Genomic DNA, 13,711 nt, shown 5'->3' on the forward strand with positions numbered 1-13,711 from the left:
CGGGGCAATTTAACGCAATGTGGAGGGTTGACGGCCTAAAGATAGTCTTCACGCGTCGATGAACCTGAACCCAAAGAAGAATGTCAGATCTTTCCAGCGGCTTCACCAAACCTAAGTTTCTGATCGGCTCGCCGCTAATTTTGCTGGCGCTTGTGCTGCTGGTTCTCTGTGTTCTGTTATCCCTGCCTCTGATTATACCAATCGGCCCGATGTACTGGGATACTTATATCCACCTCGACGCGGTCCAGCGGATCAAACTTGGTCAAATCCCGGCAGTGGATTTTCTCGCCCCGGTTGGGGCATTGGAATACTACCAATTCTATTGGTTGCAGACGCTGTTCCCTGGCGGTCAGTCCACCTTGCTGGCCCAATGGTCTGTGTTAATCCCCGCGGCGCCTTTGATGGCCGTCATCATTGCAACGATCGACACGCGCATCCACCACAAACAATCCCTGAAGTCATGTACCGTTGCCCGGCACGAGAAATATTGCCTATCGGCGATGGACTTAGCGGGAAAGTAAAAATGAAGGGTGAACCGGATCAGGCTTGCCCGAAAAACAATATCGACAGTGAATGAAAAATTAAAACCGACTGAAATTCATCCAGCCGGTCGATAAGCTTGTTTAGTTGTCGTAGATGTTGACGCTATTTGATTGAAACCTTGCCGCCTTTGATCTCGACGGTCTCACCGCCAGTCAGGGCTTCACGGTCGCCATTCGGGAAGGTGACAAAGCAACCACTCGAGCAGAATTCGACCGTTTCACCGGCACCGACCTGTAATTCAGTTTTGCTTGAGCCTTCCGTCACGACGATGGTCTGGGCGTCCGCGTCATTATTCTTGACGCTGGCAGCAAAAGCCGAACCAGCCGAGATAGCACTCAGAAGAGCGGCAACTGCAAATCTGTTCATGTCTTACCCGGTGTCTCCACCGCCCCTGTTATCAAGGGCCCGACCTGCCCTTTTCATGAACAGTTATAACGGGATCAAACTGAACGGCAACTGAACGCTTCGTTGTTTTTTTCACCAGAGGAAACAGAGCATAGCCACTGCTTATGACTTTGCTTTTTTTACTTCTGCCGCCAGTTCGGCCTTCACCCGCTTGGTCAGCAGTTCGACAATTGAGTCTGCATCTTCGAGATGAAGGTTGACGTCGCGCTGCGGATAAGGAATCTCAATACCCTCCTCGGCAAAGCGATCAATAAGAGTGAACCGGATATCGTTCTGCACGGTGCCCGAATTGGAGAGATCTGCGAGGTGCACGCGCATTTCAAATTCCATTGTGGACTCGACGATCGCCTTGAACGCCACGAACGGTTCCGGATTCTTCAACACCAGCGGATGGCCGCGCGCTATGTCCATCAGGATGGCGTGCACCCGGCGCGGATCGACCTTGTGCGAAACCCCGATCGGAATGTCGACACGCCCCAATTTATTGCGATGAGTCCAGTTCCCCACATTGCCATTGATGAAGGAAGAATTCGGAATGATGATCGATTGACGCTGGAACGTCTCGACTTCCGTTGCGCGCACGCTGATCTTCTTGACGATGCCGCCGACGCCACCGGTCTCGATCCAGTCGCCGACCTTGAATGGACGTTCCGCAAGCAGGATAAGACCGGAAACAAAGTTCGAGACGATTGCCTGCATACCGAAACCGATGCCGAGCGATAGACCACCGGCAACAAGCGCGAGGCTGGAAAGATTGATACCTGCAGCGGAAATGCCAATGACGCCAGCAATGCCAAGTCCCAAATAGCCGACGGCGGTGCGGATTGAATTGCGCACACCAGAATCGAGTTTGCCGCGTGCCATGACCCGCGTGTCGAGCCAACCTTGGAACCACCGGGTAAAGAAATAGAACAGCGCGAACAGCAGCACGCCGACGGCCATTTGCACCAATGAAATATTGACGGAACCGATCTGAAAGCCAGTGGCAATAGTCAGGAACCATGCCACCATCTCACTCCACTGGAATCCCCAAAGTAGCAGGATGACCGGAATACCAAGGAGAACGACGAAGATATTGATGACGATGCTCGCCACGAGGCCAAGCTGGTCCAGCGTCGTCTCATCTATACCGAAACGTGTCTGGATTGCGCGTCCGAGTTTCGTCCCCGCCAGCGCATTCTCATCCGATACGGCCCGAGCCGTCAGAAAGCCGAGATACATCGTGACGACCACAGCGCCATTGATGACGATCTGCTGCGATACGAAGCGCGCAAATCCGATATAGCCAAGCAGAGCCGCGATGATCGGAACAAGCCCGATCGTGTAGAGGAATATGCGCATGGCCCTGGGCCAAGGCTTGATCTTCCCGGTCTCCTCATCTTCCAGCGGCTTGAGCAGAGCCATGGCAATAATGAGCAGCCCCACCAGAACAGTAGCCACAAGACTCTTGGCAACGGTCAACGACAATGGCGATATCGCGATCTGGTTGATCGTATCAGCGATATAATCGAGCCCGGTGATGGTGGCAGTAGCCGTGATCAATACCATGAGGATGCGCCCTGGTCGCGGTGCCACGCGCACCAGGCGCCAGTTCGGGGCACCAGGGCAAATCACGGCCTGTGCCAGCGCGTGAACAAAATAGACAATGCCGATCACGCAAAAGAGCATGTAGAACAGTGACGCAATGTCCGGTCGCATCACATTGAAATAGCCGAGGAAAAGGTAGGTCGTTGCGAGGAATACAACCACCGTCAGTGATCGCATCAATGTCGACCAGAACGCCACGGCAAGCCGACTGAGGTATGAAGGTGACTCGATCGAAGCGTCGCGCAGATAAAGGTGGCCAAGCGTTCTTTGTCCGCCAAACAACAGGACGAGAGCGGCAATCGCCGCAAAGAACGTGGCTGCCAGCATCGATTGCCATTTGAAGGAAATGACGAAACGCCACCAGGATGAAACCAGTTGGTTCATCGTCCGCAATTCCTGGCCATAGGCGTCGACGACTTCACTCCCGAGCGAGTAGTTGATGTCAACGCGTTGCGAAAGCGTGTTTGTAAACAACTCTCGCCTTGCATCGCCGGTGGCATCGATCATTTTGTTGACCTGGATCAACAGGTCTTCAGTCTCCCCGAGGACAGCGTTGATTTCGGCTTTCTCAGTCGTCAACCGAGTCCGTTCATCCGTTACAACCTGAGCTTCGGGTGGCTGTCCCTGCGCCGGCGGAGGCCCTAGCTGCTCGAGACGCGAATTGATTTCGGTGATACGCGGCCGGAAGGATACACCAATCTCCAATAGCTTTTTCGCCGTGGCTTCGAGATTGAGACGAAGATCAGCCAGGGCCGCGTCGGTATCTGCCTTTTCCATCTTCTGCTGATAGTCAGCAATTTGCTTCTTCAAAGCGTCAATTGCCGGCCTTTGTTCGCCAACAATACTCGACACGGTAGCTGGCGCCGCCGGCGACGACTGTGCCTGCGCGGCTGCGATATCTAACGGAACGGCCCAGAAAAGCACGGCGGCAATCGTCAGAATAAACTGCCGAAAGAAATAAGAAATCACTGGTTCATATCCATTTATGAATCGTCTTCACTGTGGATTTGCCTGTTCATCTCGGCACAATCAAGGCTCTTTGCATTTTCCATGCCCAAACTGGTCGGCGGAGCGATAGTGCTCGCCGCTATCGTGGTGACCGAATTGTTGATCTGACACTAGCATAATATTCGGGACAATATGATTCATGGGGATAGACAGCTTTCTAAATAACATCACTGCCCGCCTTCTATTTGCACCTGTCTTGACCAATTCCAACACAATCTGTTGACTGGCCCTGCAGGAAGCGAACCACCGAACTTACCGTATTTGCCAGTGAAACGATTCGCCTCGAGACAATGAGACCATGATCATCAAATGCCCATATTGCGGACCACGTGACGTCATTGAGTTTACCTATCAGGGCGACGCGACCCGAAAACGACCAGAGCCGGCATCGGCTGATCGTGATGTGTGGAACGCCTATGTTTATGAGCGGACAAATCCAAGTGGCTCGCATCGCGAGTTCTGGCTGCATAACGGCGGCTGCCGCCAGCACCTCGTCATCACGCGCGACATGACGACCCACGCCATTTCGTCAGTTGCATTCGCGCGGGACGCACGAACCTCAGTGAAAGCCGGTGAACACGCATGACCAGTTCGCGGCTTTCCACGGGCGGACGCATCGATCGGGCCAAGTCAGTAAGATTCACGTTCGATGGCAAGGCCTATAGCGGTCACCCAGGCGATACACTTGCCTCGGCGCTGCTTGCCAATGGCATCACACTTTTCGGCCGCTCCTTCAAGTATCACCGTCCGCGCGGTGTTTTCGCCGCCGGCAGCGATGAACCCAATGCGCTCGTTACCGTTTTATCCGGCAATGTGCGCGAGCCCAATGTCCGTGCGACAGAGCTCGACATCTATGACGGTCTCGTTACACTGAGCCAAAACCGCTTTCCGTCACTTGACCATGATTTCATGGCCATCAACCAGTTGGCGGGATCACTTTTCTCAGCTGGTTTCTATTACAAGACATTTATGGGCCCTGCGGTTGGCCCGTTCAGGGGCACACGCTTCTGGATGTTCTGCGAGCAATTCATCCGCCGTGCCGCAGGCCTTGGCAGGGCAGGAACCGCCCCCGACCCCGACCGCTATGAGCGCATGAATGCCTTTTGCGATGTTCTTGTCGTCGGCAGTGGCCCGGCTGGCCTGATCGCGGCGGAAGCAGCTGCAAGTACCGGTGCCCGGGTCATTATCGCCGAAGAGAGGCCGGTCGCAGGCGGCTCGCTGCTCGCATCGGGCGAGCTCATTGACGGGCGCAACCCCGGGGTCTGGGCGCGAGAGAAGGCCGCGGCCCTCGCAAACCTGCCGAATGTCCGGTTCCTGACGAGAACCTCCATCTGGGGCTATTATGACGGCAATGTGCTGACGGCAGTGGAACACGTGTCCGACTTCAAGCCAAACCGGACAAAGGGTCAGCCACGCCAGCGCCACTGGGTCATTCGTACAGGCAAAACCGTTCTGGCGACCGGCGCATTTGAACGGCCGATCGTATTTCCCGGCAATGACTGTCCGGGTGTGATGCTCGCCGATGCTGTGCGCCGCTATGCAATCGAATATGGCGTGGCATCGGGGAACAACGTTACCCTCTTCACCAATAATGACAGCGCCTATGATGCCGCCCGTGCCTTGTCGCTCGCGGGCGTCAACATCGCAGCGATTATTGACGTACGTTCCGATGTCTCAGGCACTTGCCGGGATATTGCCAATGTTGCAGGTGCTGAGCTGCTTCTAGGTCATGCGGTCACGGGCACACATGCAGGCAAGACACTAAGCTCAGTCACCGTTCAGCATTTCAATGCCGAGACTGGCCGGGTTTCCGGTGCGCCGCGCGAAATCCGGACGGATTGCCTCGGGGTTTCCGGTGGCTGGTCCCCTGCCATTCACCTTGCCAGCCAAGCGGGCGGCAAGCCCGAATGGGACGAGGATTTGCAGGCCTTCCTGCCGCCGGAGCCGAACCAGAACTGGGTAGCTACGGGCGCGGCTGCGGGCTACATGGACACGATCAGCGTGCTATCCGACGCGGCAACGAAAGGTTCCGCGAAGAGCCGGCTGGTTCTCCCTCCGGTCGAAGCACCAATGCTGGACGCCTCTCCTGCCCGGGTCTTCGAAATCGAGCCTTCGGCCAAATCGCAGAAAGCATTCGTCGATTTTCAGCACGATGTCACGGCCGATGATATCCGCCTCGCCTACCGCGAAGGCTTTCACTCGGTCGAACATTTGAAGCGCTACACCACTCTTGGCATGGCCACTGATCAGGGCAAGACGTCTAATGTTCCAGGTCTCGCCATCATGGCGGACGTGCGCGGCATATCGATCCCCGAAGCTGGGACGACGCGGTTTCGTCCACCCTTTACACCCGTATCCCTCGGCACACTTGCGGGTGAACGCTATGGCGATCTGCGCCCCCATCGATTGACCCCAATGCACGACTGGCACCTGGAAAACGGCGCCAAGACTTACGAGGCTGGTCTTTGGCATCGTCCGATGATCTATGGCAGCCATGGCGAAACCATCGAACAGGCTTATATCCGTGAAGCGCACGCTGTTCGGGAGAGCGTCGGCATCGTCGACGTTTCCACCCTTGGCAAGATCGACATCCAGGGTCCGGATGCAGCTGAATTGCTGGACCGCGTCTACACCAACATGTTCTCAACTCTGCCCGTTGGCAAGGCACGCTATGGCCTGATGCTGCGAGAGGATGGCATTGCCTTTGACGATGGCACCACCTGGCGTCTCGGCGAAACGCAGTTTCTGATGACGACGACAACGGCCAATGCCGGAACTGTCATGCAGCATCTGGAATATTATCTCGATTGTATCTGGCCGGAACTGCGTGTGCATCTGACATCGGTCACCGACGTCTGGGCAGGATCAGCCATTTCCGGACCGAAATCCCGCGCTGTGCTTGAAGCTTGCGTAACAGGCACCAAGGTCGACAATACGACCTTGCCCTTTATGGGTATCGTTCATGGCAAGATCGATGGCATACCAGTCATGATCTGCCGCCTCTCCTTCTCAGGCGAACTCGCATACGAAGTCTATTGTGGTGCCGGATTTGGTACGAAGGTCTGGGAAGCTCTGCTCTCTGCCGGCAAGCCTTTCGAAATCATGCCATACGGACTCGAGGCGCTCGGCACATTGCGTATCGAGAAAGGCCATGTCACCGGCGCTGAAATCGACGGCCGGACAACGGCGCACGATCTGCATCTTGACTGGATGCTGTCGAAGAAGAAACCGTTTATCGGGTCCGCCATGATCAACCGCGAGGGGCTTACCGACGACAATCGGCTATCGCTTGTCGGGTTGATATCGCTTGACAATCAATCGATCAATGGCGGCAGCCACATCGTGACTGACCCCGTTCCACGCGAACCAGCCGACAGTTTCGGTCATGTCACCGCAGCATGCTATTCGCCCGCCCTTGGCAAGTATGTTGCATTGGCGCTGGTCAAGCACGGAACGTCCATGATCGGCAACCGCGCCTTCGCTACAGACTTGCTGCGCGACAAGCATTGCGCGGTGGAGATTGTCAGCCATCATATGTTTGATCCAGAAGGGAGCCGGATGCATGGCTGATATCCAATCGCCTCTCGGTAAAACATACATCGCCGGCAATCATGGGAACTCCGCTGCAGGCATTGGCGTAACGTTGCGCGAGCGCAAGAATCTTTCGATCATTCAGGTCACAGCCTGGGCCGATACGATACCGACTGTGCTGACCGCGATCGGCAGCGCCACCGGCCTCGTCCTTCAGAACAAGCCCGGCCTTGGCCGCGTCGCCGGCGAGAAATCGGTCTTTGGTTTTGCGCCAGGCCGCTATTTCGTCGTTGGCGCCACACCTGATCTTGAATCCCGGTTGCGTTCCGCCATTTCGCTCGAACTCGGGACGATCGTCGATCTCACCCATGGCCGGACCGTCATCCGCATCAGCGGATCGCAATCGGAATGGGTCTTGTCAAAGCTCTTCGCCATCGATTTTTCCGAGCATGCATTTCCCGTCGCATATGGGCGAGCGACATTGCATCACGACATCCACACCAATATCCAGCGGATCGATGACGAGACCTTCGATCTATACGTCTTCCGCACCTTCGCCCGTTCGTTCTGGCAAACGCTGGGCCACGCCGCCGAGGAAGTCGGCTACCGCGTCGAATAGATCAGTTCTGCAGAGTGCTCTTCGCGGCTTTGCCAGCTACATAGACTTCGGCGATGCTCCTGTCATCGCCCATGGTCTGCATCAGGAACAGCTCTTCCACCAACGTTTCGACCGTCTCCATGCGAATGCGCATGGCAGGCGTGGCGCGCGCATCAAGCACGACACAGTCCGCCTCGGCCCCCGGCACAAATGAGCCAATGATACCTTCCACAGACAGTGCTCGCGCATTGCCAAGTGTTACCTGATAGAACGAACGCAGCGGGTGATAACGCTGACCCTGAATGTTCAGGATCTTGTAACCCTCATCCAGCGTACGCAGCATGGAGTAGGACGTGCCGCCTCCGATATCGGTTGCAATCGCATTTCGAACCGGCGGATCGGATGCACGCAGCCTCGCTAGATCGAACAAGCCGCTGCCGATAAACAGGTTTGAGGTCGGACAGAACACTGCGACCGAGCCGCTGTTCGCGATCGAACCGATTTCAGCATCAGTCAGATGAATGCAGTGGCCAAGCAGCGTCTTTGGCCCGAGCAAGCCGTAATGCTCATAAACCTGCGTATAGTCCCTGCTCCATGGAAACAGCTCTGCAACAAAGGCGATTTCGGCGGTGTTTTCGCACAGATGCGTCTGCACGTGCAGGTCTGGATGTTCGCGCACCAGCGCCCCGCTCATCTCAAGCTGCTCCGGCGTCGATGTCGGCGCAAAGCGCGGCGTGATCGCATAAAGCTGGCGGCCCTTGCCATGCCATTCGCCAATCAGAGCCTTGCTGTCGTCGTAGCCCGATTGCGCCGTGTCGAGCAAACCGGGCGGCGCGTTCCGGTCCATCATCACCTTGCCAGCGACCATTCGCATGTTACGCCGGTGCGATTCCGTGAAGAATGCCTGGACGGACGCCTTGTGCACAGAGCAATAGGCAGCTGCTGTCGTGGTTCCGTGCCGGATCAACTCGTCGAACAGGGCAGATGCGATACGCTCCGGATGCCCCTGATTGGAAAACTTCTGTTCCTCGACAAACGTGTATTTGTTGAGCCATTCCATCAGTGCGCCGGCATAGGATCCGATGACCTGCATCTGGGGGAAGTGAATATGGCAGTCGATGAATCCCGGCATGATCAGATGCGGGCGATGGTCGACGACCTCGACATTGCGGCCTTCGCCTGCCCGCAACTGGGCATAACTACCTAGTGCAGCGATCTTGCCATCGCGGATCAGCAGCCCGCCATCCTCGATATAGGTAAGCGCATCCGGGTCCACGTCGCCTGCCAATGGCTCGTCATGGAAGGTCAGGACGCGACCGCGCAACAAAAGCTCAGTCATTGCATCGCCTTTCCTGCTGTTGCCCCACGATACCACGAGACAATCTGCGCACGCTCCGCGTCGGTGATGTGCGTAAGGTTTCCGGGCGGCATGGCGCGGCTGGCGCCCGCCTGAACATAGATTTGGCTCGCATGTGTGGCGATCAGTTCATCCGTATCGAGACGGATACCTTTGGGCGGCATCATCATCCCTTCCCAGGAAGGTTCCGCTGCGTGGCACATGGAACAGCGCCCCATCACGGTATCGCGGACTTGCTGAAAATTTGCTGCCGCGAGGAAGGGTTCGGTGGCACGGGAAACCTTTTCCGCGCCGGTCAGAACTTTGGGGACCGTCGAAAGCCAGATGATAATGATGAATAGGATAGTGCTGGCCAGCCAGGTCCAATGCGGATTGCCCGTCCCCGCGTGCCGCGAATTGAAGTAATGGCGGATAAGCACGCCAATGATGAATATCAGCGCGGCAATGATCCAGTTGAATTGCGTCGAGGTCGCAAGCGGATAGTGGTTCGACAGCATCAGAAATATGACCGGGAGCGTCAGATAATTATTGTGTGTCGAGCGCTGCTTGGCCTGCTTCCCCAATTTGGGATCGGGTATTTTTCCGGCGATCAGGTCGGCGACGACCTTCTTCTGGTTGGGAATGATCAGCAAAAAGACATTGGCGGACATGATCGTCGCGGTGAACGCCCCGAGATGCAGAAATGCCGCCCGTCCGGTGAAAAGGTGGGTGTAGCCCCAGGCCATGAAAACGGTCACAGCATAGAGGATCAACATCAGCGCCGTATCATTGGACGCAAGCGGTGATTTGCACAGGAAATCATAGATCAGCCAGCCGACCGAAATCGATGCGAGCGAGATCAAAATGGCGACGGGCGCCGACACGTCCAGCACGTTTCGGTCGATCAGATAAAGATCTGCGCCCGCGTAATAGACAATGCAAAGCAGCACAAACCCGGACAACCAGGTGAAATAGGACTCCCATTTGAACCAGGTGAGATGTTCCGGCATATGCGCCGGCGCCACCATATATTTCTGGATGTGGTAGAAGCCGCCGCCGTGGACCTGCCATTCCTCACCATTGACTCCCTGCGGAAGATTGCCATGACGTCGCAGCCCGAGATCGAGGGCGATGAAATAGAAGGATGATCCGATCCACGCGATTGCCGTGATCACATGCAGCCATCGTGCGGCAAAGTTCAGCCATTCCCAGAAAATCAGATAATCCATCGGGGCCCCATGCGAGATTTTCGTACTCACAATGGGATTGTTCGCCAATCGATGCAACTACTTCGAATCGTGGAAGATAATGCCGAGCGTATGGCGCTTGCCGCTGCGCAGACGACTGACGCCATGGCGCATGTTCACCCGGTAGTAGCCGCGCGTGCCCTTCACCGGACGCTGGCTGACGGGAAAGATCACCGCGTCACCTTGCTGAAGGGGCACGATTTCGGCGCGTGACTGCATACGTGGCCGTTGCTCTGTCAGCACAAATTCTCCACCGCTGAAGTCTTCCCCAGGTCTGGACAGCAGAAACGCCACTTGCAGAGGAAAGACGTGCACGCCGTAGATATCCTGGTGAAGGCAATTATAGTCACCCTCGCCATATTCTAGGAGCAGTGGCGTTGGCCGATCCTGTCCGGCAGCGTGGCACCGTTCAATAAACGCATCGTGCCTGTCCGGATAACGGACATCGATCCCCATTAACTCATTCCAGCGGTTGGCGATCTTCGCCAGCGGCGGATAAAGCGATTGGCGCAGATTGTTGACGACGTCCGGCAATGGATAGCTGAAATATTTATACTCACCCCGTCCAAACCCATGCCGCGCCATGACGATGCGTTTGCGAAACAGGCTGTCGTCGGGATAACCCGCGGCGAGCCTTTCGCAATCGGCCGTGGACAACACGTTCTTCAAAATGGCGCAGCCGAAATTGTCCAACTCCGTCTCGATCGTGCTCCACGGGATTGTTGCTGTGCTGGTGATTGTGTCTGCCATCGTGACATCTCCATTTTCGAACAAGAGTGCCAATCTGGCTGTTTCGTTCCACCCGTTTCCTGCAAAACGACATATTTTCCGATCATCAGAGCTCTTGCACGACGATTTTAGGTGACTCAGCTTCTCAGACTTCATAAATAGAGTCGCAGCGAGGTGTTTAGCACCGCGAGGGTTTTTTTATTGGATGTTGGTATGGGCCTTTACGGAAATAGGGGAAAAGGAAAGCGTAGCGCTGCTCCGCTCCTGATTTCTATTTTCTGGCTCGTGTCAACAATTGGCGCAGCGTTGGGCACTGCCTACGCGACGAGCCCTGAAGCCAGTATTGCGGCAAGAGAGGTTGGGGCGCCCAATCGACACACGACGCGCCTTGCCCATGAAGTCGACAATCAGTCAACGCCTGTCGAGAGGCCAATGCGCGTTACCGCGCTGGAAGCTCTGCATCTGAAAATCAAGAGCGGCCTGAGGTCCGATAGCGGCCCGCAGGACGCATTGCTGCCTCCTGAACCCGTACTGGTTGTCGCGAACGCGCGGAAAGCACTTTCCATTCAGGTTAGTTCTAGTTTCACACTAGACCACAATTCAGTTTTCAGCGCCCGCGCACCACCGTTGCCCGCAGCCTGACATCACCGTTTCCGCTCAGGAGACGACGAAAACTAACTCCGGCGGCCGCCAGGTAGACTCGTAAACCAGTTCTCCGCAGCGCGCTCGCACCTCACAACGGAACACAGATATGCGTACTTCGAGATGGGTTCTCTGGACCTATATTTTTATCATTCTTGCGGGCATTGTTCTTGCACTCCCGAACCTGTTCACCAAGGCACAGCTAGACGCGATGCCGAGCTGGTTTCCAAAGAAACAGGTAGCACTCGGTCTTGATCTTCGCGGCGGATCTTATCTGGTTCTGGAAGTTGATGCTGCAGCTCTCAAAAAAGATCGCATAAGGTCGATGCTGGATGATGCGCGCGGCCATCTGCGCACGGCAAAAATCCAGCCGCAATCCATACGCGTTGCGGGCGATAGCGTTGTTATCACCCTCGCCGATCCCGCACAACGTGACGCCGCAGTTGCTGCCCTGCGCGAGTTAACCACCCAGGTTGCACAGGTTGGCTTTGCGGCACCGGTCAGCGATATCGATATCTCCACGACGGACAATCAGATCCGCCTGACACTCACCGAAGCTGGCATGAAGGACAAACTCGACAATGCCTTGCAGCAAAGTCTTGAAATCGTCCGCCGCCGCGTCGATCAGGTTGGCGTCGCCGAACCTTCCATCCAGCGTGTAGGCTCGGACCGTATCGTCGTCCAGCTTCCAGGTCTCCAGGACCCAAGTCAGCTTCGCGCTTTGCTTGGCAGCACCGCCAAGATGACGTTCCACATGGTTGCGGACCGCAACGCGGGTGCAACTCCGCAGCCGGGTGTCACGATCCTGCCCGATGTGAAGAATCCCAGCATCACCTATCCAGTTGAAGACCGGGTAGCCATCAGTGGTGAGCGCTTGACGGATGCGCGCGCCGCCTTCGATCAGCAGACCAATCAGCCGATCATTTCCTTCCGCTTCGACAATGTCGGTGCGCGCCAGTTTGCTGACATCACCAGCCAGAATGTCGGGCGACCCTTCGCCATCGTCCTCGACGGCAAGGTTCTGACCGCTCCGGTTATTCAGGTACCTATCACCGGCGGCTCCGGCCAGATCACAGGCAACTTCACCGTTCAGGATACAGTCACCACCGCTGCCCTGCTGCGCGCCGGTGCCCTGCCCGCCCCGCTCACCGTAATTGAGGAACGTACCGTTGGTCCGGACCTTGGCGGCGACGTAATCAAGATGGGCCTGTTGACCGGTTTCGTTGGCTTCGCATTGGTTGTAGCCTTTATTTTCATCCTCTATAGCGGCTGGGGCCTCATCGCCAACCTTGCCCTCGCCCTCAATGTCGCGCTGACATTTGGCATACTCAGCCTGCTTGGAGCGACGCTGACCTTGCCTGGCATCGCCGCTATCATCCTCGGTATCGGCTTCGCGGTAGATGCGAATATTCTTATCAACGAGCGTATCCGTGAAGAAGCGCGCAAGGGCATCGGAGCGATGGCCGCAGTCGACCGCGGCTTCAGGCTTGCCTACTCGACGATCGTCGATGCGAACGCCACGCACCTCATCGCAACATTCCTGCTCTTCCTGTTCGGCACGGGACCGGTGCGCGGGTTTGCCATCACTATGATCATCGGTGCGCTTGTCTCGATGTTCACTGCCGTTACCGTCGTTCGCATCATCATGATCGCGATCGTGCGCCGCCGCAAAATGAAGACGATCCGTATCGAGCACCTGTTCAAGCTCGTTCCGGAAAACACCAACATCTCGTTCATGAATGCCCGTTTCTTCGGCATCGGTGTTTCGATCTTCCTGTCGATCGCGTCTGTCGTCCTGTTCATCCACCCAGGCCTCAACTACGGCATCGACTTCAAGGGCGGTATCCAGGTGGACGTGACCACCTCGAAGCCGGCTGACCTCGCCACGATGCGTTCAACTCTGGAAGGCCTCGGCCTCGGTGAAGTCGCCCTGCAACAGGCTGGCGGTGACAACCGGGTGCTCATCCGCGTACAGCGGCAGGAAGGCGGCGAAGAGGCGCAGACTGTCGCCGTAACAAAGGTCAAGGCAGCCGTTCAGCAGCTCGATCCAGGTGTCAAGATTGAAAGTTCGGAAGTCGTCGGGCC

The 13,711-nt window shown here is 56.4% G+C and carries 10 protein-coding genes; 5 read left to right on the forward strand and 5 right to left on the reverse strand.

The genetic code is table 11. The annotated features are described in order from the left end of the window. The first annotated feature begins 80 nt into the window (after positions 1 to 80). On the forward strand, positions 81 to 521 hold the full coding sequence (locus AAAC48_RS24465; protein WP_340656683.1) for a hypothetical protein: 441 nt from the start codon (positions 81 to 83) through the stop codon (positions 519 to 521). Between the two features lie 124 nt (positions 522 to 645). Here the strand turns inward: AAAC48_RS24465 and AAAC48_RS24470 are convergent, their stop codons facing one another. Beyond that, positions 646 to 909 carry a hypothetical protein gene (locus tag AAAC48_RS24470; RefSeq protein ID WP_340656684.1) on the reverse strand — a complete coding sequence of 88 codons (264 nt, stop codon included), beginning with the start codon at positions 907 to 909 and terminating at the stop codon, positions 646 to 648. Between the two features lie 141 nt (positions 910 to 1,050). Continuing rightward, positions 1,051 to 3,504 (reverse strand): mechanosensitive ion channel family protein, encoded by a 2,454-nt coding sequence (locus AAAC48_RS24475; protein ID WP_340656685.1) that lies wholly within the window; start codon positions 3,502 to 3,504, stop codon positions 1,051 to 1,053. A gap of 337 nt (positions 3,505 to 3,841) precedes the next feature. On the opposite strand from AAAC48_RS24475, the gene AAAC48_RS24480 reads away from it, so the two are divergent. The 3 genes from AAAC48_RS24480 to AAAC48_RS24490 are packed head-to-tail and all read left to right on the forward strand — an operon-like array spanning position 3,842 to position 7,693. After that, a complete protein-coding gene (locus AAAC48_RS24480) occupies positions 3,842 to 4,129 on the forward strand; it encodes a sarcosine oxidase subunit delta (protein ID WP_340656686.1) in 288 nt (95 codons plus the stop codon). Next, positions 4,126 to 7,113 (forward strand): sarcosine oxidase subunit alpha family protein, encoded by a 2,988-nt coding sequence (locus tag AAAC48_RS24485; RefSeq protein WP_340656687.1) that lies wholly within the window; start codon positions 4,126 to 4,128, stop codon positions 7,111 to 7,113. Before AAAC48_RS24480 ends, AAAC48_RS24485 begins: the two co-directional genes overlap by 4 nt. Further along, a complete protein-coding gene (locus tag AAAC48_RS24490; RefSeq protein ID WP_340656688.1) occupies positions 7,106 to 7,693 on the forward strand; it encodes a sarcosine oxidase subunit gamma family protein in 588 nt (195 codons plus the stop codon). The genes AAAC48_RS24485 and AAAC48_RS24490 overlap by 8 nt, the downstream gene beginning before the upstream one ends. 1 nt (position 7,694) lies before the next feature. On the opposite strand, the gene guaD is transcribed toward AAAC48_RS24490, so the two are convergent. The 3 genes from guaD to AAAC48_RS24505 are packed head-to-tail and all read right to left on the reverse strand — an operon-like array spanning position 7,695 to position 11,005. Beyond that, on the reverse strand, positions 7,695 to 9,011 hold the full coding sequence (gene guaD, locus AAAC48_RS24495; RefSeq protein WP_340656689.1) for a guanine deaminase: 1,317 nt from the start codon (positions 9,009 to 9,011) through the stop codon (positions 7,695 to 7,697). After that, positions 9,008 to 10,237 carry a urate hydroxylase PuuD gene (locus AAAC48_RS24500; RefSeq protein WP_340656690.1) on the reverse strand — a complete coding sequence of 410 codons (1,230 nt, stop codon included), beginning with the start codon at positions 10,235 to 10,237 and terminating at the stop codon, positions 9,008 to 9,010. The genes guaD and AAAC48_RS24500 overlap by 4 nt, the downstream gene beginning before the upstream one ends. 57 nt (positions 10,238 to 10,294) lie before the next feature. Then, the gene (locus tag AAAC48_RS24505; protein WP_340656691.1) at positions 10,295 to 11,005 is read right to left on the reverse strand and encodes a 2OG-Fe(II) oxygenase; all 711 of its coding nucleotides are present in this window, start codon (positions 11,003 to 11,005) and stop codon (positions 10,295 to 10,297) included. Positions 11,006 to 11,735: 730 nt separating this feature from the next. Here AAAC48_RS24505 and secD point away from each other — a divergent pair. Then, positions 11,736 to 13,711: protein translocase subunit SecD (gene secD, locus AAAC48_RS24510; RefSeq protein WP_340656692.1), on the forward strand; the 1,976-nt coding region annotated here is incomplete at its 3' end.

This window comes from Phyllobacterium sp. (assembly GCF_037994405.1).
Taxonomy (GTDB): Bacteria; Pseudomonadota; Alphaproteobacteria; order Rhizobiales; family Rhizobiaceae; genus Phyllobacterium.